This is a genomic window from Pseudomonas sp. NFX98, from assembly GCF_047784845.1.
Taxonomy (GTDB): domain Bacteria; phylum Pseudomonadota; class Gammaproteobacteria; order Pseudomonadales; family Pseudomonadaceae; genus Aquipseudomonas.
The window spans coordinates 235,960-259,433 of the sequence record NZ_JBLNNF010000003.1; the positions used below are offsets into that span (position 1 = coordinate 235,960).

Consider the following 23,474-nt stretch of genomic DNA (forward strand, 5'->3'; position numbering starts at 1 on the left):
GCCAGAATGTCGGCTTGAAAACTTAAGTGCTAGCATTCGGCAATAACGTTCAACTTCAAATCTTGTTCAGGCCATTCCCTGCGCTGTGTGCGCAGTTGTTTGCGCAATATCGAGCTTATAAGCATCAGGTAAATTAAGATGACCAACATCCATGACCAAGCGATGAACTACGTTTATCAACAAATACTGCAACGATTGGTGGGTTTCTTTTCCCGAGCCGAACGCACGGCATTGCAGTTGTTGATGCAACGCCTGGGCGTTGCAGCCGGAGGCATGGAGCGCATAGGCGATTACAAGGTGCTGGCGATCCAGTCGGGCTCCCGTGACAGTTGCTACACCCTGGCGCTGCTGCGCGCCGCCCAACTGACGATCGCCAGCCGCGCGCCGGCAACGTTCCAGTTGCGGGTGGCGACCTTGCGTTTGAACGGCAGCAACCCGACAGCGCTGGAAAACATCCATCGCACCTGCAGCGCGTTGTTTCTCTACGACGATCCACGGGTTGAAGTTCTGATGGTCGATAACCGGGAAGTCCTGCCGTTCGACCATGCCGCACCGATTTCCCCAGCCGGCAGCGAAGCCAATCGGACAAATCTGCTGATGCTGGGCCATCGCCGTGATTGCGACGGACCGCTGCACCTGTGGGATGACGCCTATCTGGCCACCGGTGAGTTCTACGGGCAAATCGCACGCTGGAACCATGGCGTCGATGCCTTGGTCATCAGTGACACTCCGCGCCAGCAGAAACTGTTCATGGAGGGATTGAAACGAGCGGCCGACAAGGCAGGATTTCACCCTTCGAACCGCCATGAGCCAGGCTACGCCGGGCTATTCAGCTTGCTGGACGAACTGGGTCGCGAAGACTTCCGGCGGTGTTACGCCGAGGATGGCCTGGCGTCGTGGCGCCCGGCCGAACAGTTCGAAACCTGTCGTCGCTCGACGCTGATCGACATCCACGACATGTTGGTCAGTAACCTGGAAGAGCGTTGGCCGCTGCTTACCGAGTTTCTCGGATTCCAGGCAGACGAATTGGCCGCGCAGCTCAGTGATAACGAGTACGTCAGTCTCTCGGTTTCGGCACACCTGCGAGGACTGCAAGCCTGTTTCGTGCAGGGTCGCAGCTACGAGGCGGGCGTCGCCGAATACCTGCAACGGGCCCTGGTGATGATGCGCCGCAAGCAACTGCCGGAGCGCTTGTGCGAGCAGGCGGAGGAGGTGTTCGGCAACCCGGCGACACTGGCGCAATTGCGCACACGCACGGCAACCGAGGCGCAACACAGTCTTGGCCTGACCGAGGCTCAACTGGTATGCCTGTTGTTCGCCCCGTTCAGTGACAACGCTGCGAACCTTGAACGTTTTCTGCGCCAGTGCCATCCCGGCATGCTGGTAGCCATGCCGGATTTGCACCGAGCCATGCAGGGGAAACCGGTCGCGGACCAGATCATGCAATGGATGGTCGACGTCAGTGGGTTGCCGGTCAGTCTGATTGGCAAGCTCTATAATCTCGGCCCGGTGCCTATGAGTCAGGGCAGGGCGCTGGAGCCGGCAACTGACGAACCGGACCTGGGCACCGAAGCGGCGGATGATGAAATCTCGGTGGCGGGTGAATGGTCAGCAGGTCGTTAACCGTGCACGGTTGCTTGCCATGAAACGTCCTCGCGAAACGGATTTCGCCTACCAGGCCGTTTACCGTTACCTCACCGGCCTGATCGGTGAAACCGTCAGCCATACGCGGGTGCGCCTGCCTTCGTTGCGTGAATTGGCCGAGCGTCTGAACGTGTCGATCTCGACCATTCAGTACGCTTACTCGCTGCTGGAGAAAGAAGGGCGGGTGTATTCGGTGGCCAAATCCGGTTACTACGCGCCGCCGGCTCCCGCCATCAATACGCTCTACAGTGGCAACGATTTGCTCGAAAGCGTCTATGTCAACGCTCGCCGCCCAGGCATGCTGGTCCTCAGTGGCGATGAGCCTGCATTGTTGCAGCCGATCGACAGCCCGCTGTTACTGCTGGAAAGAGAGTTGCTGCGCCAGTATCCGCGCCAACCGCAACCGAACTCGCAACCTTGTGGCGAACTGGAGCTGCGTATGGCGCTGGCCGCACGCTACACCACCTCGCCGGTGCGTTGCTGGCACGCCGATGATGTGTACATCGGCGCAGACCTTCGTGGGGTGCTGGAAATACTGATCGCTGTGTTGGACCTTAAGGACGCCACGGTGGTGATCGAATCACCTTGCGACTGGGGGATTTTGCGCCTGCTTCAGACGGCGGGTGTGCGGGTGATCGAATGGCCGCTCCGGGCCGATGGCAGCCTTGATCGCGAGCACCTCAAGGAATTGCTTGAAACCGAGCCAGTGCGCCTGGTGATGGTTTCATCCGGACTGAACATGCCCCGCGGCAGTCAGCCGCCGGAGGAAAACCGGCGAGCCATCGCGCAGTTGCTGGAACGGTATGACTGCTGGCTCTTGGAAAACGACTGTTACGGTGAACTAGCTTTTGAATCCGAAGGCCTGCGGTTTCGTGATCTGCTGGCACCCGAACGCCTGATCGTGTTTTCAACGTTCGAGAAAATCGTCGGGCCGGAAGCGCCCTACGGTTACTTGCTTTCGCGGCATTTTGCCGTCGAATGGCAGCGGCACTTTCTATTGCGCGCCTTTCGCCTGTCACCGATTCGCCAGAAGGCCCTTGCCCGGCTGTACAGCAACGGACGCATCGACCAGCACTTGCAATTGCTGCGGCGCAGGCTCAAGGACAGCAAGGAGCAAATGACCCAATTACTGTGCGAGCGGCTGGGTGATGCCCTGCAATTCGTCGAGCCCGAAGGTGGCGCAACGGTCTGGATGCGCACATTGCCGCGGGTTGATGTACGTGAGGTATTTCAGCGTCTGCTCAAGCAACAGGTGGTGATCGCGCCGGGAGAGCTGTTCAGTCTTCAGGGATTGCACACGCAACATCTGCGCTTGAGCCACAGCGTCGGCAGTGACCACGATCTCGCCTCCGCGCTGGGTCTGTTGGGGGACGCATTGCGCAGGGCGTCTATCGACTGAGGAGGGCGGCCGGGGATTTATAACATTGAGCGTGAGTTCAGCCGGGATCGATAACGTCGCGCTGCGGTCAAACTGCCAGTAAACTGCGTTCCAATTCCTGAACCACTCTATTCCAGAGGTTTTGCATGACACTCAGTCATTTTGCGGGTAAACCGGCACCGGCAGAATTGTTGGTCGACATCCCGCGACTGGTAACGGCGTACTACACCGGCCAGCCAGATGCCGCCATCTCCACCCAACGCGTGGCCTTCGGCACGTCCGGGCACCGAGGCAGCTCCTTCGACTTGAGTTTCAATGAATGGCACGTTCTGGCGATCAGCCAGGCGATCTGCCTTTATCGCGAAGCCCAGGGAATCGATGGCCCGTTGTTCGTCGGCATCGATACCCATGCGCTGTCCACGCCGGCCGGCGCCAGCGCCCTGGAAGTGCTGGCGGCCAACGGCGTGACGGTGATGATTGCCGAAGGCGACGAGTACACGCCAACCCCGGCGATTTCCCACGCGATTCTCTGCTACAACCGCGGCCGCACCTCGGGCCTGGCGGACGGCGTCGTCATCACCCCGTCGCACAACCCGCCGCAAAGCGGTGGCTACAAGTACAACCCTACCAACGGTGGCCCAGCCGATACCCACATCACCAAGTGGATCGAAGCCAAGGCCAACGAACTGTTGGGCAACAAGCTCGCCGGCGTCAAGCGCATCAGCTACGAGCAGGCGCTGAAGGCCAGCACCACCCATCGTCACGATTATGTGAACACCTACGTCGCCGACCTGATCAACGTGATCGACTTCGACGCCATTCGTGACGCCAAGCTGCGTCTGGGTGTCGATCCACTGGGCGGAGCAGGGGTGCGCTACTGGTCGGCGATTGCCGAGCATTACCGCCTCGACCTGGACGTGGTGAACAAAGAGGTCGATCCGACCTTCCGTTTCATGACCGTCGACTGGGATGGCCAGATTCGCATGGACCCGTCGTCCACTCACGCCATGCAGGGCCTGATCGGCCTCAAAGAGCGTTTCGACGTAGCGTTTGCCTGCGACCCTGACCACGACCGCCATGGCATCGTGACCCCGTCCGGTGGCCTGCTGGCCCCGAACAACTACCTCGCGGTGTCCATCGATTACCTGTTCCAGAACCGTCCGCAGTGGCGCGCCGATGCTGCCGTGGGTAAAACCGTGGTCAGCAGCGGCCTGATCGATCGCGTGGCCAAGCGCCTGGGTCGTCGCCTGTACGAAGTGCCGGTCGGCTTCAAGTGGTTTGCCGATGGCTTGTTCGACGGTTCTTTGGGCTTTGGCGGTGAAGAAAGCGCCGGCGCTTCGTTCCTGCGCAAGGACGGCGGCGTCTGGAGTACCGACAAGGACGGTTTGATTCCGGCGCTGCTGGCCGCTGAAATGACTGCCCGCACCGGTCGTGACCCAAGCCAGGCCTATCGTGCCCTGACCGACGAACTGGGCGAACCGTTCTCCGTTCGGGTCGACGCCAAGGCCAACCCGGAACAGAAAGCGCTACTCAGCAAATTGTCGCCGGCGCAGGTCACTTCGACCGAACTGGCCGGCGAAGCCATCCAGAGCATCCTCAGCCACGCACCGGGCAACGACCAGGCCATTGGCGGCCTGAAGGTCATGACCGAGAACGGCTGGTTTGCGGCACGTCCGTCGGGCACTGAGGATATCTACAAGATCTATGCCGAAAGCTTCGTGAGTGATGACCACCTCAAGCAATTGGTGGCAGAGGCTCAGACGTTGGTGGATGGTGCTATTTCCGGGAAGTGAGTTTCGCGTAACCCTGTGGGAGCGAGCTTGCCCGCGATGGCGTCAGTCAAAACACCGCTGAATAAAAAGGGGCGACCATTACCGGTCGCCCCTTTTTTTGCCCGAAAACTATCGGATCAAGCCAGATCCACCAAAACGATTTCACTGTCCTCAATCGCCGTCACTCGTAACACCTGCTCATCGGCAACTGCAATGCCGTCTCGAGCTTGTGCGCGCAAGCCATTGAGTTCAATGACGCCTGTAGCCGGAACCAGATAAGCGCGGCGACCGTTGTCCAAGTGATACTCGGCGGACTCGCCAGCCTTCAGATTCGCCGCGACCAGCCGTGCATCGGCACGAATGCGCAGGCTTTGATCGTCGCCTTCCTTGCCGCTCGCCAGGGTCACGAAACCTTCGCGGTCACCCTTCGGGAACGGCTTGGCGCCCCAGGACGGTGCCAGGCCGGATTCATTGGGGATGATCCAGATCTGGAAGATCTTGGTTGGCGTCGCTTCCAGGTTGTATTCGCTGTGAGCAATACCGGTGCCGGCGCTCATGACCTGAACGTCACCCGCCTCGGTGCGGCCCTTGTTGCCAAGGTTGTCCTGGTGGGTGATCGCACCTTCACGCACGTAAGTGATGATTTCCATGTCCCGGTGCGGGTGCTGCGGGAAACCGGTGCCGGGGGCGATCACATCGTCGTTCCACACCCGCAGGTTGCCCCAGTTCATGCGCTTGGGATCGTGGTACTCGGCGAACGAAAAATGGTGATGGGCATCCAACCAGCCGTGGTGTGCGCCGCCGAGCGAGTTGAAAGGTCTGAGTTCAAGCATGATCGTCTCCTGAAAAGGTTCGTCATGGGGCGGGGCGCCTGGGCCATGAAGCGAGACCGGTGGTTGATGACGGGCATCATCCTTCAGCCAACAATCGATAAAAAGCGTAAAAAATGCCTCATAAGCATCGAATTGTTAGATATGAAATAACCTCGAAACATTCTCACCCAGCCTTCAGTTCAGCGCATAAGCCAATGAGTCATAAGCATTTCACTAGAACTCAACGACAAATGCAGACACCATAGCCCGCAACAGCCTCACACCCTGGAGTCCGTCCGCGTGTCGCAACACACCCCCGATCTTCCGCCTGAACTTCGTCCTCTGGCCGAGATGCCGCTGCTCAAGCGTCTGGCCGCCCGTTTCTTTGGTCATGGCCTGACACGACTGCGCGCACAACACCGCGCATCCTGGCTGCATGGCCAGGCGGATGGCTTTCGCAGCGGCCACACGGCCGGCGTGGAATATGGCTATAAGGAAGGCAAGCTCGAGGGACTGGAAGAAGGCCGACAGGTCCTGCTGATCCGCGACTCGCGCAGCACCGAACATCGGCCACCCAACATTGATGATCATTTGTTCGACGATTGGCGCCTGCCGCTGAACGCTGAATTAAAGAAGCGCATGAAAGCCGATGTCGCTCGATTGCTGCCGGCCCACGCACAACCCAGCGCCGCGCAGTGGAAGATGATCTTCAGCGACACGCCTTCAACATCGGTGATCGCCGGCGCGGGTGCGGGCAAGTCGACGACGCTTGTTCTGCGCATCGTGTTGCTGACGCACTATCTGGGATTCGAGTTGAGTTCGATGACCGTGGTGACGTTCACCCGCGAGTCGCGCAAGGACTTCATCAACAAGTTGATTGAACTGTTCGCGCTCTGGGGGCGAGCGCTCAGTTTCAAGGAGGCGCGGGATCTGGTGCGCACCTTCCACTCGCGGATTCTACCGATGGTTCGCAGCCTGCCGGGCTTCGAACGCCTGCAAGCTTTCGAAAACCTAAGTCTGCGTGCGCAAAATGGCAATGAAGAGGCGGACAGCAATCCGTTCGACCTGCGCATCAACGACGCCCAACGCCAACAACTCAATGCCTGTTACCACGCGTTGCACACCCGCGATGAACGCTTCCGCGAACTGATCAAGCCGTTGTCGCGTCACGCCTTGCAGCTCAAGGAGCTGGAACGCGATCACCCGGACGTGCAAAAGCGCATGGCCGTGACTGAACTGGCCGCCAAGCGCGATGATGAACTCTGCGACACGATTGAGGATTTGTGGTTTCGGGCCAAGGCCTGGCCAATCAAAGGCATCGAACAAAAGCGCCAGTCCTTCGATATCAACGGTTCGACATTCCATTGCCACGGCTATATTCCGTCCCTGGATGCCTGGGTGGTATTGGGCTTCGATCCTCGGGAAAACCCACAGGTCACCCGTCCGAACGCCAAGCTGACGGTGCGTGCAGAGTGGGCGGTAAAGCGCACCCTGTTTCAAGCTTTCTGTCGTAAGCCATTGATATGGCTTGATAGTTACGAATCATCGAAGCGTGTTTTGGCTTCCTTGGCTGGCGACGCCAGTGCCGGTCCGGGCTTCGATTACAAGGTCAAGGGCGAACTCGCCTCCGCACCGTTACTCGACTGTTTTGCCGCTGCTGCCGGGTTCATCGAAAACCTCGGTCTGGATGTGCCGACGGCAGTGGGCCAGATGAGTTTTGGCAAGGACGACCCCGATCGGTTTTTCTTCGAAGCCTTGAGTCTGTACTGGCGAGCGTTGGAAGATCATTTGCTCGACCAAAAGCCACCGATCATGACCTACAACCGGATGTTCGCCTTGTTCAGCGAGCACTCACCGGAAAACCTCAAGCTGCTGAGTGATGAGTTGCTGCGGCCGCTGTCGCACCTGATGATCGATGAGTTTCAGGACGTATCGCCGCAGATTGTTTCCTGGATTCGCGCCAGCCTGGCCGAAATCCGCAGTCGCGGCCCGGCGATGCACGTAGGGCGAGGCGCCCAGCGCTCATCGTTGCTGTGCGTCGGGGATGACTGGCAGTCGATTTACGGCTGGCGCGGCAGTTCGCCGAGCTACTTCATGGAGTTCAACAAGGAGTTCTCCTCGCCGAGCACCACCAAGGTGATGCTCAGCGACAACTACCGCAGCCACCAGCACATCATCGACGCGGCGGAACACATCGTGCGTGCCGCGCCGGCGATTGCCGGCAAGAAGGCCAAGGCCAGCGGCGAGACGAAGGATCTGCTGCCGGTGAATGTGCTGGATCGCGACGACGCGGGGATGGCCCAGCGCCTGATGGAGCATTACCGAAAGGGCGATTCGATCTTGATGCTTTATCGAAAAAGTAGCGATAAGTTATTGATAGAAGAGCATATTCAGACTGTAGTTAATGTTGATTCTAGCTTGCCGTACGAGTCTCGACGCCTGAAACAATTGACCTACCACAGCGCCAAGGGCTTGCAGGCCGATGCTGTCTTCCTGCTCGGCGATTGCCAGCACCTGACCAGTTCACCTTACAAGAATCAGGTCTATCGAATGGCCGGATTGGGCAAGGCCGGCGACAGCGATCCGTACGACAACGCGCAAAAGGACGAAATCCTGCGCCTGGCCTACGTGGGGATCACCCGGGCCGTGAGTCATTGCTATTGGTATGTCGATGGGCAGGACAATCAGGCGGTGAACAGCCCCAAGGCTTCGGACCGGATCGGCAAGGGCAAGGCGTTCTTCGCCGATCATCGACAGGGCAAAGCTTCGGCGTAAATCTTTAAAGATCGCAGCCTTCGGCAGTTCCTACAGGGATATGCATTCCAATGTAGGAGCTGCCGAAGGCTGCGATCTTTTGACCTTTACCCAAGAAAAAGCCCACATGACGTGGGCTTTTTGCGATCACTCGGCCTTCAGGCATAACTCCTGAGGGCTACGGGGGGAATGAATGTCTCAAGCTCATCCTCCACAGCTTCAATTATTCGTTCGACATCGGCGGCATTCATGACCGTCGCGCAAGGGATCCCGGCAATGGCGATCATGGTCTCGCCAGTGGCTCGGTCAAACAGACGGGCAATCATGCTGCCCGGGGCATCCATGCTCGCCTCGAAACCCATGGGATGAAAATGCCAGCGCATCAGCTGGCAGGCATTTGGAAAAGTGACCTTGCTGAACCCTTTATTCATGTGTTGCCCGCCTTCTTCATCGAGCGCTTCCTTTAGCTCACGTTAGGAGGGAAGAACCTTCAATGGCTCAACCAGTGACAGACTTTAAAAGTAGCACCTGGATGTGAAAAAAATGTGGAATTTTCAGGCCGTTTGGCGATTGCTTCGCATTTTTTATTCGTACTGTCACGCGCAAACGTTTTCGGAAAAAAGCCGATACAGGTTTAATCGTTGAAGCAGCCGCAGAAGTTGGGCAAGCTCGGTTTTTTTCGTCGAGACCTTTATGCACGCCGAGGATGATGGCCCACAGCAAACCCAGGCCACGGGCGAGACGGTCATGCGCTACCACTTGCGCTGGAAACACCGGGATCTGGACGGCGTCATGGCGCTGTATCACCCCGAGATCCAGTACAGCGATTTTTTCCAGAACCGGGTGATGGGCCTGGACGAATTGCGTGAATACGTGCGCAGCAGCATGCCCCGTGATCCGGATGAGGCGCTGGAGCATTCCGACCGCATTCGCCTGGATGGCAACACGGCGTTCATTCAGTACCGCATTACCCTGCGCGGCGGCGAAGGGTTGGTCTCGTTTCGCGCCAGCGAGGCGATCACGGTCAAGGATGGATTGATCTGGCGGGTCAACGAATATGCTTCACTGGTGCATGAACAACCCGCGAGCAAAGTCGCCAGCAATCAGCGTCCGGCCGTCAGTCGCCTCGGCTTGTCACCGCGCCAGCTGAGTTTCATGGCAGACGACCTGCAGCAGTACTTTCAGCGCCAGCAACCCTATCTTGACCCTGAACTCGACCTGCAACGGGTGGCGAAGGAATGCGGATATAGCCGCAACCAGATTTCCTATCTGCTCAATCAGGTGCTCGGCCAGAGCTTCTATCGCTACGTCAACCAGGCCCGCCTGCAACATTTGCTCGACGCACTGGATAAAGCCACGCCGCCGCTGCGCATCGATGAGCTGGCGTTCGCCGCCGGGTTCAATTCGTTGTCGGCGTTCTACAGCTGTTTCCGCCAGCACACTGGCCTGTCGCCCAAGGCCTACGCCAAACAAATTTCTTTGCGTGCACGCGCGCAAGACACCGTCTAAGCCCACGCACTAGGATCAACGCCATCGAAGTTTTGAGTGGCGGAGTCTTGCATGCCGGCGTGGCGCACTATCAGTTTGTGGATGGACCAACTCGACGAGCCGCTCCAGGCGCGTCCGGCGCTGGTACAGGATCTGGATATCGACGTGGCGATCATCGGCGCCGGTTATACCGGGCTGTGGACCGCGTATTACCTCAAGCGTCAGGCGCCCGAGCTGAACATCGCCATCATCGAGGCGCAAACCGCCGGTTTTGGCGCCTCGGGGCGTAATGGTGGCTGGTTGATGGGCAATCTGCTGGGCGAAGATCGCCTGCTTGCAGATTCATCCCCCGAGCAGCGCCGCGCCTCTTACGACGTGCTGCACAACATCCCCGATGAAGTGGAAATTGTCCTCGAACGTGAAGGCATCGACTGTGATTATCGCAAAGGTGGAGCGCTGTACTGCGCCGCGCGGTATCCCGAACAGGAAACCAGCCTTCGCCAGTATCTGGACAAGCTCTACAAACAAGGTCTCAACGAAAGCGATTACCGCTGGCTGAGCCCGGAACAGCTGGCGCAGCAAATTCGCGTTGCCAAACCGTATGGCGGCATTTATGCCCCGCACGTAGCGACTATTCACCCGGCGAAACTGGTACGCGGACTGGCGCGCACGGTCGAGCGCATGGGTGTACGGATTTATGAAAACAGCCCGGTGACGCAATGGCAGTCGGGCGGCCTGCGCACAGCCAAAGCCTCGGTGCGCAGCCATTGGGTGGTGCCGGCTGTGGAAGGTTACTCGGTGACGTTGCCGCCATTGGGCCGCTATCAGTTGCCGGTACAAAGCCTGATCGTCGCTACCGAGCCACTGTCCGCCGCCACTTGGGACGAGATCGGCCTGAGTCGCGGCCAGGCCTTCAGCGAAAGCAGTCGTCAGGTCACTTACGGCCAGCGCACCGCCGACAATCGGTTGATCTTCGGCGCTCGTGGTGGATACCGGTTTGCCGGACGGTTGCGTCATGACTTCGACCTGACCAGCAGCGAAATCGAGCTGCGCCGCTATCTGTTCGGCGAACTGTTCCCGCAACTCAAGAACGTGCAGATCACTCACGGCTGGGGCGGCAACCTGGGCATGTCCCGGCGCTTCAAACCGCACATGCTTTGCGACCGCGCCAGCGGGATTGCCCTGTCCGGCGGTTATGGCGGGGAGGGCGTGGGCGCCAGCAATCTGGGCGGGCGAACCTTGGCCGATCTGATCCTGCAACGCGACACCGAGCTGGTCCATCAACCGTGGGTCATTCCACAGAGCGGCCTCAAGGCGCTCAGGGCGTGGGAGCCCGAACCCTGCCGCTGGCTCGGTTACAACGCGATCATCCGCAGCTTCGTCCACGAAGACCAGACCCTGGCCAACCCGGCCACTGCACCCTGGCGGCGCAAGCTCGCCAGTGGGGTCGCGGGGTTCATGGAAGGTTTCATGCACTAAATAAACGACGTTTTTTCGACAGGTATTCCCATGAGCATCACGCAATTCAAGAACACCGCAACCCTGAAGCTGGAAGAGTCCAATCCGGTCGCCGTGCCTTTGGGTACGCCCGTGGCGGTGGCGTCGACCACGAGTGTCGAGCGCGACGACGGCGTCGAAACCGGCGTCTGGGAATGCACGCCCGGCCGCTGGCGGCGGCAGATTGTCGCCCAGGAATTCTGTCACTTCATCCAGGGCCGCTGCACGTTCACCCCGGACGACGGTGAAACCTTGCATATAGAAGCGGGTGACGCATTGATGTTGCCGGCCAATAGCCTCGGTATCTGGGATATCCAGGAAACCGTGCGCAAGACCTACGTTTTGATTTTCTGAAATCTCTAAAAAACTAAAAGCTGATCCCTTGATTGCCTGCCAACAAAAACAAACCCATACAGGAATCGACTCATGATCCGAAAGACCCTGACCCTGGCGCCGCTGATGCTCGTCGCTTCAATCAGCCAGGCGGCTGAAACCGTCAAAATCTACAACTGGTCTGACTACATCGCGCCGGATACCACGAAGAACTTCCAGAAAGAAACCGGCATCGCCTTCACCTACGACGTCTACGACAGCAACGAAACCCTCGATGGCAAGCTGATGACCGGCAAATCCGGTTATGACGTGGTGTTCCCGTCCAACCACTTCATGGCCCGGCAGATCGAAGGCGGGGCGCTGAAAAAGCTCGACAAAAGCCAGTTGCCGAACTGGAAGAATCTCAATCCTGTATTGCTCAAGGCCTTGCAAACCAACGATCCGGGCAACGAGCACGGCTTCCCGTATCTGTGGGGCAGCACCGGCATCGGCTACAACATCGCCAAGGTCAAAGCGGTGCTTGGCGACAACGCCCCCGTGGATTCCTGGGACCTGATCTTCAAGCCGGAAAACATGCAGAAACTGCAGAAGTGCGGCGTGGCCATCCTCGACAATGGCCCCGAACTGCTGCCTGCCGCGCTGAATTACCTGGGCTTGCCGCACCACAGTAAAAACCCCGAAGACTACAAGAAGGCCGAAGCGCTGCTGCTGAAAGTCCGTCCATACGTCAGCTATTTCCACTCGTCCAAGTACACCAGCGACCTGGCCAACGGCGACATCTGCGTGGCGGTCGGGTTCTCCGGCGACATCCTGCAAGCGGAAAACCGTGCCAAGGAAGCCAAGAACGGCATCGACATCGGCTACTCGATTCCCAAGGAAGGCGCTGCGATCTGGTTCGACATGGTCGCCATGCCGGTCGATGCCCCGGACGAAAAGGCCGGCTATGCGTTCATGAACTACCTCCTGCGCCCGGACGTGATGGCCAGCATCAGCAACTACGTGCACTACGCCAATGGCAACGAACAGGCGGACAGCCTCATCGACCCGGCGATCAAGAACGACACCAAGGTCTACCCAAGTCCGGACATGATGGGCAAATTGTTCGCCCTGGAAGCGATGCCACTGAACATCGACCGGATTCGTACGCGGGTTTGGAACAAGATTCGGACGGGCAGCTAATTGGTCATTTTTTGTAGCGATAAGCACCTGCCACCCCGAGTCGCTACACCGTAGATTCCGGGCCTCCTTTCAGCGGATAAGGAGGCAATGGAATGCCTGTCTGTACGAATGCCGGTCATCTACGCATTGGTCGTTTCTCAGAACCTGGACGCATCTATCTACTGACAGCAGTGGTCCATCGGCGACAGCCGGTTTTTTCCGATTGGCGGTTGGGCAGGCTGGTGGCGCTGGAATTGCACAAAGCGCAAAAAGAAGAATGGGCTGATTTTCTGACGTGGATCGTGATGCCTGATCACATGCACTGCTTGGTACAACTGCGGCATAAAACGTTGGCCGAGCTGATGTGCCGGATCAAATCGCGCAGTAGTCTTGCTGTTAATCAGGCGCTGGGGCGGCGAGGACGTCTATGGCAGAAGGGCTACCACGATCGTGCAGTTCGTCGAGAAGAGGACATAAAAAATCTTGCTCGATATGTTGTTGCCAACCCAATTCGGGCGGGGCTGGTTCAGCGAGTTCATGATTATCCGCTGTGGGATGCATGCTGGCTCTGAGTGTATCCGACTACAGAGTTGCGCCTGCTACGCAGTCGAACGCAGCCTGCGGCAGCTGCTACAGGGCTGCGGACGACTTGGTTTTCGTAGCAGCTTGCGAAGCCTGCGTTCGGCCGCGCAGCGGTCGTAATCCAGCCCTCCAATTTCCGTCAGGCTCAATACACTGCCTGCCCGGCGTCTGCTGCGCAGTCGAACGCAGCCTGCGGCAGTTGCTACAGGGCTGCGGACGACTTGGTTTTTGTAGCAGCTGGCGAAGCCTGCGTTCGGCCGCGCAGCGGTCGTAATCCAGCCCTCCAAATTCCCGTCAGGCTAAATACATACCTGCCCGGCGCCTGCTGCGCAGTCGAACGCAGCCTGCGGCAGCTGCTACAGAGCTGCGGACGACTTGGTTTTTGTAGCAGCTGGCGAAGCCTGCGTTCGGCCGCGCAGCGGTCGTAATCCAGCCCTCCAAATTCCCATTAGGCTAAATACATACCTGCCCGGCGCCTACTGCGCAGTTGAATTCAGCCTGCGGCAGCGGCTACAGGACTGCGTGCCATGGGTGTAATTAGCCAAAAACTACTCACTGAATGTTTAGCTTTGTTTATGTAAGTGCAGAAACTAAACACAAAAAGTCAGACTGTTTTAATACAAAGAACTTACTTCTATTTAATAATTAAATTGTCGATTGTTAGACAATTATTTATTCGCACGTATTTACAGAAAATTACTTTCACATCACACCCATTGTTTCCGGGCTATTTCTGGAAGATCACATTTTGACGTCAAAAAAGTAGTGGACGTTTGATTTCAACATGTGTCAGTTTTCTTTCGCCTTCATTGGGCGAGTGATAGGACGATCTCGCCAGGGATTGTCTCTATCTGACAAGAACTGTTCCATAGCTAAACAAGGAAGTGTGTTTATGTCGAAAGTACAAGACTTCGCTATTGATACCGCCGAACAGGCGGCGCTGCCGGTGCCAGCATTAGCGGCCAGCAGTTCTGCATTCAATCAGATCAATAGCTTCAGCCATCAATATGATCGCGGCGGCAACCTCACGGTCAATGGCAAACCCTCGTTCTCCGTCGATCAGGCAGCCACCCAATTAGTGCGCGACGGCGCTGCTTACCAGGACAAGGATGGCAGCGGCAAAATTGAACTGACCTATACGTTCCTGACTTCGGCATCGTCGAGCACGATGTACAAACACGGTATTACCGGGTTCAGTCAGTTCAGCGCGCAGCAGAAAACCCAAGCGGTGCTCGCGATGCAATCCTGGGCTGACGTGGCCAATGTTACCTTCACCGAGAAAGCCAGCGGCGGCGACGGTCACATGACCTTCGGCAACTACAGCGGCGGCCAGGACGGCGCGGCGGCGTTTGCTTATTTGCCGGGCACCGGCGCGGGTTACGACGGGACATCCTGGTACCTGATCAACAGCAGCTACACGCCCAACAAAACCCCGGACCTGAACAACTATGGCCGGCAAACCCTCACCCACGAAATCGGCCACACCCTGGGCCTGGCTCACCCCGGCGACTACAACGCGGGCGAGGGCGCACCGACCTATAACGACGCCTCCTACGGTCAAGACACCCGCGGCTACAGCGTCATGAGTTACTGGAGTGAAAGCAATACCAGCCAGAACTTCAGCAAGGGCGGCGTAGAAGCTTATTCGTCCGGCCCGTTGATGGACGACATTGCTGCCATCCAGAAACTCTACGGCGCCAACACCACCACCCGTACTGGCGATACCACCTACGGCTTCAACTCCAATGCAGGGCGCGATTTCCTCAGTGCGTCGTCGTCGGCGGATAAAGTAGTGTTTTCGGTCTGGGATGCCGGCGGCAAGGACACCCTGGACTTCTCCGGTTTTACCCAGAACCAGAAGATCAACCTCAATGAAGCCTCGTTCTCCGACGTCGGCGGCCTGGTGGGTAATGTGTCCATCGCCAAGGGCGTCACGGTCGAGAATGCCATTGGCGGTTCCGGCAACGATCTGCTGATTGGTAACAGCGTGTCCAACGAGCTGAAGGGCGGTGCTGGCAACGACATTCTTTACGGCGCCGGTGGTGCCGACAAATTGTGGGGCGGCGCAGGTTCAGACACCTTCGTGTTCGCGGCCAGCAGCGACTCCAGGCCGGGCACGGCCGACCAGATCCTCGACTTCGTCAGCGGTCTGGACAAGATCGACCTGACGGGCATCACCAACGGCAGCGGGCTGCATTTTGTCAGCGCCTTTACCGGGGCGATAGGCGATGCGGTGTTGAGTACGTCGGGCGGTAACAGCCTGTTATCGATCGACTTCTCCGGGCATGGCGTGGCGGATTTCCTGGTCAGTACCGTGGGCCAGGCCGCTTACTCGGACATCGTTGCTTGATCTGAAGTGAAATAGGAGGGCGGCGCCCGATGGCGCCGCTTTTTGTCCTTGCAACGATGCTGACAGTAAGTAAGGCTGCGGCCCCGGAGTAAAAAACCTATGACGCACAGCGTCTTTTCCTGCAAGACCAGCGCGTGGCTACTGACCGTGCTGACGATGTTTTTTGGAGATACAACCATGGCAAGCAGCCTGAAACTGGCGGATCCATCGGAGTTGGCCGGCCATTGGCTGGTCACGCTGAATGCTGCGCAAGAGACGCACAAAGCACCGGCCGATCCGTCGCACACTTGCCCGATTGAGCTTCAGCCGAACCAGACCCTGGGCGATGGAGCGGACTGCCTCGCCATCTGGCTGGGCGAGCCTCCAAGCGGCTGGTTCCCCGAACCGGACGGCATTGCAATCACGGGTAAAGAAGGCTCAAGAATCCTGCTCCTCAGCCGACAGCATGAAGGGCTTTATCAAGGCACTTTGCAGTCGGGTCAGAGGATTACCCTAAAGCGCCAGACGAATCCTGCCTAAACGACTTGCCGATGGTGTATGGCCCGTATCGGCGGTTAATCGATAACCCCCGAACTGTTATCAAGCACGATGAGTTATTACTCATTGATAAACGATGACGGGAAAAAGAATGTCTCGACCCGTGTGCGGACAGTTAATTGAAACCTCGCCGATACAGGGCGATGAATGACAGCTCAGGAAAAACCCATGAAGATGGCGAAGGCCCCAGCCACCGCACCGTTAATCAAGGCACTGGGGGAGTATAAAAGCATCTTGATCAGCGTCGGTTGTTTTACCGCCCTGATCAATATTCTGATGTTGGCGCCCTCTATTTATATGCTGCAAGTCTATGACCGCGTCCTGTCTTCGCAGAACGAGACAACGCTGGTCATGCTGTCGCTGATGATTGTCGGTTTCTTTGCCTTTATCGGTTTACTGGAAGCGGTCCGCAGTTTCATCGTTATCCGGATTGGCAGTCAGCTGGAGCGACGTTTCAATCTACGGGTCTATCAGGCCGCATTCGAGCGCAACCTGTTCAAAGGCGAAGGCAACGCCGGGCAGTCGCTGGGAGATCTGACGCATATTCGCCAGTTCGTCACCGGCCCTGCGTTGTTCGCGTTCTTCGATGCGCCGTGGTTCCCGGTGTATCTGTTGGTGATCTACCTGTTCAATGTCTGGCTCGGCGTTTTTGCCACCGCAGGCGCGCTGCTGCTGATAGCACTGGCGTGGCTGAATGAGTCGATGACCAAAAAGCCCCTGGGTGAAGCCGCCGGCTACTCCCAACAATCCAGCCAACTGGCTTCCAGTCATTTGCACAACGCCGAAACCATTCAGGCCATGGGCATGCTGGGGGCTTTGCGCAGCCGTTGGTTCCAGGTGCATTCGCGCTTCCTCGGCCTGCAGAACCAGGCCAGCGATACCGGTGCCGCTATCAGTTCCTTGAGCAAAACCCTGCGCCTGTGCCTGCAATCGCTGGTTCTGGGCCTCGGCGCATTGTTGGTGATCAAGGGCAACATGACCGCCGGGATGATGATTGCCGGCTCGATCCTGATGGGCCGCGTGCTGAGCCCCATCGATCAGTTGATTGCCGTCTGGAAGCAGTGGAGCGGCGCGAAACTCGCTTATCAGCGCCTCGACGCGTTGTTGCAATCCTTTCCGCCGAGTGACGAAGCCATGGCGCTGCCGGCACCGAAGGGCCAGATCAGCTTTGAGCAAGTCAGCGCGGGCCCACCGGGGCAACGCACGGCGACCTTGCACATGGTCAATTTCAGTCTTGCCGCAGGGGAAGTACTGGGCGTGCTCGGTGCTTCGGGTTCCGGCAAATCGACACTGGCGCGGGTGCTCGTGGGCGTCTGGCCGACCCTCGGCGGTACGGTGCGGCTGGACGGCGCGGATATCCATCGCTGGAACCGCGACGACCTCGGTCCCTACATCGGCTACCTGCCGCAGGACATCGAGTTGTTCAGCGGCAGCATTGCGCAAAACATCGCGCGTTTCCGCGAAGCCGATCCACAACAAGTCGTCGCCGCCGCGCAGCAGGCCGGGGTTCATGAACTGATCCTGCGTCTGCCGCAAGGCTACGACACCATGCTTGGCGAAGATGGCGGCGGCCTGTCCGGCGGACAGAAACAGCGCGTGGCACTTGCTCGCGCACTGTATGGCCAGCCGAGCCTGGTGGTGCTGGATGAACCGAACTCCAACCTCGACACCGTGGGCGAAGCGGCGCTGGCTAGCGCGATCGCACAATTGAAAGTCCAGGGCACCAGCGTGATTCTGGTGACCCATCGCTCCTGCGCACTGGCCCAGGCCGATAAGTTACTGGTCCTCAACGACGGACGCCTGCAAGCGTTCGGTCCGAGCCAGGACGTACTCAAGGCGCTCGCGGGGGCTCAGCAAGCCCAGCATGAAAAGGCCGCACAGGCACCGGGCGGGCTCAGCATGAGCCGACAGTCTCAGCCCACGACAAGGAACAGCGGCGTATGAGCGGCACACAGATGAACGCGCGTAATGAAGTGGCGATGGAACAGGACTACCTTGCCCAGCAGCCGGAACGCGATGCCCGTTATTTCGTCCGGTTGGGCTGGATACTGGCGCTGGTCGGTGCCGGCAGTTTCTTTACCTGGGCCAGTTTGGCGCCGCTCGATCAGGGCATCCCGGTGCAAGGCACGGTGGTGGTATCTGGCAAACGCAAAGCCGTGCAGTCGATGAGCAGCGGCGTGGTCAGCCAGATTCTGGTGCGTGAAGGTCAAGTGGTGAAACAAGGCCAGCCGTTGTTTCAACTCGACCAGACCCAGGTCGCTGCGGACGTCCAGTCGCTGCGAGCGCAATACCGCATGGCCTGGGCCAGCCTCGCTCGCTGGCAGAGCGAACGGGACAACCTCAAGCAAGTGAATTTCCCCGCCGAGCTGAGCAACGATCCAGACCCGCGACTGGCGTTGGTGCTGGAAGGCCAGCGCCAGTTGTTCAGCAGTCGCCGCGATGCTTTCGCCCGTGAGCAGGCAGCCTTGCGCGCCAGTATTGAAGGCGCGGGTGCGCAACTGGCCGGTATGCGCCGCGCCCGTACCGACTTGAGCGCTCAGGCAGATTCCTTGCAGCAACAGCTGAGCAATCTGACGCCACTGGCGGAAAACGGCTACATCCCGCGCAACCGCTTGATGGAGTACCAGCGGCAACTGTCGCAAGTGCAGCAACAACTGGCGGAAAACCTCGGTGAAAGCGGCCGGGTGGAGCAGGGCATTGTCGAATCGCGCTTGAAGCTGCAACAGCACATCGAGGAATACCAGAAAGAAGTGCGCACGCAACTGGCCGACGCGCAACTCAAGAGCGTGACCCTTGAGGAGCAATTGACCTCCGCCGGGTTCGACCTGCAACATAGCGAAATCATCGCCACGGCCGATGGCATTGCAGTCAACCTCAGTGTTCACACGGTCGGCGCGGTGGTGCGTCAGGGCGAAAACCTGTTGGAGATCGTGCCCCAGGACACGCGCCTGGAAGTGGAAGGACGCCTGCCGGTCAACCTGATCGACAAGGTCGGGCCGCATTTGCCGGTCGACATCCTGTTCACCGCGTTCAACCAGAGCCGCACCCCGCGTGTTCCCGGTGAAGTCAGCCTGATCTCCGCCGACCAGATGGTCGACGAGAAAACCGGCGCGCCGTATTACGTGCTTCGCAGCAGTGTCAGCGATCAGGCCATGGAAAAACTCAATGGCCTGGTGATCAAGCCCGGCATGCCGGCGGAAATGTTCGTGCGCACCGGTGAACGTTCACTCCTCAACTATCTGTTCAAACCGCTGCTCGACCGGGCAGGCTCCGCGTTGACCGAGGAATAAGGATGTTCGGCTGTATGAATAAGCTTTCCATACTTGGGGCGGTGATGATGCTGCTCACGGGTAGCCCGGCAGTCGCGGCCATGGGGCCGTTCGACGTTTATGAGCAGGCACTGCGTAATGATCCGGTGTTCCTCGGCGCCATCAAGGAACGTGATGCGGGCCTGGAAAACCGCGCGATCGGCCGTGCCGGACTGCTGCCGAAACTGGGTTACAACTACAACAAGGGCCGCAACAGCTCTAAGGTTACGTACCTCAACGAGCGCGGGCAAAATCAGAGTGACGACCGCAACTACAGCAGTTACGGCTCCAGCCTGACCCTGCAACAACCGTTGCTCGACTACGAGGCCTACGCGGCATACCGCAAAGGCGTGGCGCAGTCGCTGTTTGCCGACGAAAACTTTCGCGGCAAGAGCCAGGAGTTGCTGGTGCGGGTGCTGGAAAACTACACCAACGCATTGTTTGCCCAGGACCAGATCGACATCGCCCTGGCCAAAAAGAAGGCCTTCGAGCAGCAGTTTCAGCAAAACGAACAGATGTTCCGCCAAGGCGAAGGCACGCGCACTGACATCCTTGAAGCCGAGTCGCGCTACGAGCTGGCCACCGCCGAGGAAATCGAGGCGCGCAACGAGCAGGATGCATCCCTGCGCGAACTCGGTGCGCTGATTGGCGTGCCAGCGGTCGACATCAACGACTTGGCGCCGCTGGACCAGAACTTCCAGACCTTCACGCTGCAACCGGCCAATTACGATACCTGGCATGAAATGGCCGTGGCTAACAACCCGACCCTGGCTTCCCAGCGTCAGGCGCTGGACGTGGCGCGTTACGAGGTCGAACGCAATCGGGCCGGGCACTTGCCCAAGGTCAGCGCCTACGCCACGGTGCGCCAGAACGAATCGGAAAGCGGCAACACCTACAACCAGCGCTACGACACCAACACCATCGGCATCGAAGTCAACGTGCCGCTGTATGCCGGTGGCGGTGTTTCGGCGTCGACCCGCCAGGCCAGCCGCGCCATGGAGCAGGCTGAATACGAACTGGACGGCAAGACCCGGGAAACCCTGATCGAGTTGCGTCGGCAATTCAGCGCCTGCCTGTCGGGGGTGAGCAAATTGCGCGCGTACCAGAAAGCCCTGATCTCCGCCGAAGCGCTGGTGGTGTCGACCAAGCAAAGCATTCTGGGCGGCGAACGGGTCAACCTCGATGCACTGAACGCCGAGCAGCAGCTCTACACCACCCGCCGCGACCTCGCTCAGGCCCGCTACGACTATTTGATGGCCTGGACCAAATTGCATTACTACGCCGGAACCTTGAGTGAACAGGATCTGGCGAGAGTTGACGAAGCGTTCGGCCAAGGCCCTAAAACTCGATAACCCCCCTGTAGGAGCTGCCGCAGGCTGCGATCTTTTGATCCGTGGCGCCTTCAAGGGCACTGAAAAACTAAGATCAAAAGATCACAGCCTGCGGCAGTTCCAACTTGGGCTCTGGGGTGCCCCTGATCGCGGCGCTTCGGTTGTGAGCTATCTCTGACAATTCCAACAAAGAGAGAGGCAATACCCATGGGTGTGTACGACTACAAAAACCTTGGCACGACGGACGCCAAAGCGTTGTTTACCGACGCAATGGCAATCACGCTGTATTCCTATCACAACCTCGATAACGGCTTCGCCACCGGTTACCAGCACAACGGCTTCGGCCCCGGCCTGCCGGCAACCGTGGTGACAGCGTTGATTGGCGGCAGCGATTCCCAAGGGGTGATTCCCGGTATTCCCTGGAACCCTGATTCGGAAAAAGCCGCACTGGACGCCGTGCAGAAAGCCGGCTGGACACCCATCACCGCCACGCAACTGGGCTATGACGGCAAAGTCGACGCCCGGGGAACCTTCTTCGGCGAAAAGGCCGGCTACACCAGCGCCCAAGTGGAAATCCTCGGCAAATACGACGCCCAAGGGCAGCTCACGGAAATCGGCATTGCCTTTCGTGGCACCAGCGGTCCTCGGGAGGATCTGATCGGTGACTCCATCGGCGATGTGATCAATGATCTGCTGGCGGCGCTGGGCCCTAAGGATTACGCGAAAAACTATGTGGGCGAAGCGTTCGGCAACTTGCTTGCTGACGTCGCCGCGTTTGCCCAGGCCAATGGTTTATCCGGCAAAAATGTGCTGATCAGCGGCCATAGCCTCGGCGGATTGGCGGTCAACAGCCTGGCGGATTTGAGCGGTGACAAGTGGGGTGGCTTCTTCGAGGATTCCAACTACATTGCCTACGCCTCGCCGACGCAGAGCAGCAGCGACAAGGTGCTGAACGTCGGCTATGAAAACGACCCGGTATTCCGCGCGCTCGACGGCTCGGCGTTCAACTTGTCATCGGTCGGCGTGCATGATGCCGATCAAGCCTCGGCCACCAATAACATCGTCAGTTTCAACGACCACTACGCGTCGACCGCGTGGAATCTGCTGCCGTTTTCCATCCTCAACATCCCGACCTGGATTTCCCACTTGCCCACCGGGTACGGCGACGGCATGACCCGCGTGCTTGAATCGAGGTTCTACGATCTCACCAGCAAAGACTCGACCATTATCGTCGCCAACCTCTCGGACCCGGCACGGGCCAATACCTGGGTTCAGGACCTGAACCGCAATGCCGACACCCACAAGGGCAGTACTTTCATCATCGGCAGCGATGGCAACGACCTGATCCATGGCGGCAAGGGCAACGACTATCTGGAAGGGCGCGACGGTAACGACACCTTTCGCGACGGGGGTGGCTACAACATCCTGCTGGGAGGCAAGGGCTACAACGTGCTCGACTTGCAGCAGTCGGTGAAGAATTTCGACTTTGCCAACGACGGCGCCGGCAACTTGTACATCCGCGATGCAAATGGCGGTTTCAGCATCACCCGCGACATCGGCAGCATCGTCACCCAGGAACCGGGCTTTTTATGGGGACTGTTCAAGGATGACGTGACCCACAGCGTCACCGCCAACGGTCTTGCGTCCGGCAATCAACTGACGCAGTACGAGTCGTCGGTCAAGGGCAGCACAGGAAACGACACGCTGAAGGCGCAGGCTACCGGCGACTGGTTGTTCAGCCTCGACGGCAATGATCATTTGATCGGTGGCAAAGGCAACGACGTGTTTGTCGGCGGGGCAGGCAACGATCTGCTGGAATCCGGGGGCGGGATCGATACGTTCCTGTTCAACGGCGCGTTTGGCCACGACCGGGTGCTGGGTTATCAGTCGAACGACAAACTGGTATTTCTCGGGGTGCAGGGCGTGACGCCGAACGATGATTTCCGGGCCCATGCCACGGCGGTGGGGCAGGATACGGTGCTGACGTTTGGCAATGATTCGGTGACGTTGGTTGGGGTGGGACTGGACGAGTTGTCTGGGGTCGTTATTGCCTGAGGGTGATGGGGCGCCCGTGAGGGCCTCATCGCGAGCAGGCTCGCTCCCACATTTGACCGAGCTCACCGCAAATTTTGAGGTGGCATACATCCATTGTGGGAGCGAGCCCGCTCGCGATGAACGTCTACGCGGTCCTCAGTCTTCCTGCCGAATCGTGCTCACTTCATCAGCCTTGACCTTCACCTTCGCCCCGGAAATGTCCTCGAACTCGAAGAAGCCATCCTTGGTCTTGGTTTTCGGCATGTCCTTGGTCAAATACTGGGTGCCGTTCTGCAGGGTCACCACCGTGGGCGTCGAGCAACCGGCCAGGGCCAGAAAGGCCGCTACCGCCAAAGGCAAACCCAATGTCTTGATGTTCATAACCACCTCTCATCCTTCAAAAAACGCCACGACTGTCGAGCGCGACAGCGCCTCTAACGCGGTTGGTGCCACGGATCGGCAGAAAGTTCTACGCGCCGAAAAATTTACTGGCAGC

At 58.7% G+C, this 23,474-nt stretch carries 18 protein-coding genes; 15 read left to right on the plus strand and 3 right to left on the minus strand.

Translation table 11 applies throughout. The features are described 5' to 3' along the window. Positions 1-138: 138 nt before the first annotated feature. From ACM110_RS05430 to pgm, 3 genes are all read left to right on the plus strand, one after another. A complete protein-coding gene (locus tag ACM110_RS05430) occupies positions 139-1,623 on the plus strand; it encodes a hypothetical protein (protein ID WP_416126925.1) in 1,485 nt (494 codons plus the stop codon). Positions 1,624-1,642: 19 nt separating this feature from the next. Further along, on the plus strand, positions 1,643-3,043 hold the full coding sequence (locus ACM110_RS05435) for a PLP-dependent aminotransferase family protein (RefSeq protein ID WP_416126926.1): 1,401 nt from the start codon (positions 1,643-1,645) through the stop codon (positions 3,041-3,043). A gap of 125 nt (positions 3,044-3,168) precedes the next feature. Continuing rightward, a complete protein-coding gene (pgm, locus tag ACM110_RS05440) occupies positions 3,169-4,815 on the plus strand; it encodes a phosphoglucomutase (alpha-D-glucose-1,6-bisphosphate-dependent) (RefSeq protein WP_416126927.1) in 1,647 nt (548 codons plus the stop codon). Positions 4,816-4,931: 116 nt separating this feature from the next. On the opposite strand, the gene ACM110_RS05445 is transcribed toward pgm, so the two are convergent. Further along, complete coding sequence (locus tag ACM110_RS05445; protein WP_416126928.1) at positions 4,932-5,627, minus strand: pirin family protein; 696 nt, start codon at positions 5,625-5,627, stop codon at positions 4,932-4,934. A 279-nt stretch (positions 5,628-5,906) separates the two neighbouring features. Between ACM110_RS05445 and ACM110_RS05450 the strand changes: the two genes are divergently transcribed. Beyond that, positions 5,907-8,381, plus strand: coding sequence for a UvrD-helicase domain-containing protein (locus tag ACM110_RS05450; protein ID WP_416126929.1), 2,475 nt, complete (start codon positions 5,907-5,909; stop codon positions 8,379-8,381). Positions 8,382-8,518: 137 nt separating this feature from the next. Here ACM110_RS05450 and ACM110_RS05455 read toward each other — a convergent pair whose 3' ends face one another. After that, entirely contained in the window at positions 8,519-8,791 is a 273-nt protein-coding gene (locus ACM110_RS05455; protein WP_047538622.1) for a DUF1652 domain-containing protein, read from the minus strand. 262 nt (positions 8,792-9,053) lie between these two features. Between ACM110_RS05455 and ACM110_RS05460 the strand changes: the two genes are divergently transcribed. From ACM110_RS05460 to ACM110_RS05510, 11 genes are all read left to right on the plus strand, one after another. Further along, positions 9,054-9,869, plus strand: coding sequence for a helix-turn-helix domain-containing protein (locus tag ACM110_RS05460; RefSeq protein ID WP_416126930.1), 816 nt, complete (start codon positions 9,054-9,056; stop codon positions 9,867-9,869). 51 nt (positions 9,870-9,920) lie between these two features. After that, a complete protein-coding gene (locus ACM110_RS05465) occupies positions 9,921-11,327 on the plus strand; it encodes an NAD(P)/FAD-dependent oxidoreductase (RefSeq protein WP_416126931.1) in 1,407 nt (468 codons plus the stop codon). Between the two features lie 30 nt (positions 11,328-11,357). After that, entirely contained in the window at positions 11,358-11,699 is a 342-nt protein-coding gene (locus tag ACM110_RS05470) for a cupin domain-containing protein (protein WP_033054953.1), read from the plus strand. A 72-nt stretch (positions 11,700-11,771) separates the two neighbouring features. Then, the gene (locus ACM110_RS05475; protein WP_416126932.1) at positions 11,772-12,857 is read left to right on the plus strand and encodes a polyamine ABC transporter substrate-binding protein; all 1,086 of its coding nucleotides are present in this window, start codon (positions 11,772-11,774) and stop codon (positions 12,855-12,857) included. 92 nt (positions 12,858-12,949) lie between these two features. Beyond that, positions 12,950-13,408 (plus strand): REP-associated tyrosine transposase, encoded by a 459-nt coding sequence (locus ACM110_RS05480; protein ID WP_416126933.1) that lies wholly within the window; start codon positions 12,950-12,952, stop codon positions 13,406-13,408. 902 nt (positions 13,409-14,310) lie between these two features. Next, positions 14,311-15,768 carry a serralysin family metalloprotease gene (locus ACM110_RS05485; protein ID WP_416126934.1) on the plus strand — a complete coding sequence of 486 codons (1,458 nt, stop codon included), beginning with the start codon at positions 14,311-14,313 and terminating at the stop codon, positions 15,766-15,768. A gap of 99 nt (positions 15,769-15,867) precedes the next feature. Further along, the gene (locus ACM110_RS05490) at positions 15,868-16,287 is read left to right on the plus strand and encodes an AprI/Inh family metalloprotease inhibitor (RefSeq protein WP_416126935.1); all 420 of its coding nucleotides are present in this window, start codon (positions 15,868-15,870) and stop codon (positions 16,285-16,287) included. 186 nt (positions 16,288-16,473) lie between these two features. After that, positions 16,474-18,249 (plus strand): type I secretion system permease/ATPase, encoded by a 1,776-nt coding sequence (locus ACM110_RS05495; protein ID WP_416126936.1) that lies wholly within the window; start codon positions 16,474-16,476, stop codon positions 18,247-18,249. Beyond that, the gene (locus tag ACM110_RS05500) at positions 18,246-19,595 is read left to right on the plus strand and encodes an HlyD family type I secretion periplasmic adaptor subunit (RefSeq protein WP_416126937.1); all 1,350 of its coding nucleotides are present in this window, start codon (positions 18,246-18,248) and stop codon (positions 19,593-19,595) included. The genes ACM110_RS05495 and ACM110_RS05500 overlap by 4 nt, the downstream gene beginning before the upstream one ends. Before the next feature lie 2 nt (positions 19,596-19,597). After that, positions 19,598-20,965: a TolC family outer membrane protein gene (locus tag ACM110_RS05505; protein WP_416126938.1), complete on the plus strand. Its 1,368-nt coding sequence runs from the start codon at positions 19,598-19,600 to the stop codon at positions 20,963-20,965. A gap of 186 nt (positions 20,966-21,151) precedes the next feature. Beyond that, a complete protein-coding gene (locus ACM110_RS05510; protein ID WP_416126939.1) occupies positions 21,152-22,999 on the plus strand; it encodes a polyurethanase in 1,848 nt (615 codons plus the stop codon). Positions 23,000-23,134: 135 nt separating this feature from the next. On the opposite strand, the gene ACM110_RS05515 is transcribed toward ACM110_RS05510, so the two are convergent. Continuing rightward, positions 23,135-23,359 carry a YgdI/YgdR family lipoprotein gene (locus ACM110_RS05515; protein ID WP_059407112.1) on the minus strand — a complete coding sequence of 75 codons (225 nt, stop codon included), beginning with the start codon at positions 23,357-23,359 and terminating at the stop codon, positions 23,135-23,137. Positions 23,360-23,474: the final 115 nt, after the last annotated feature.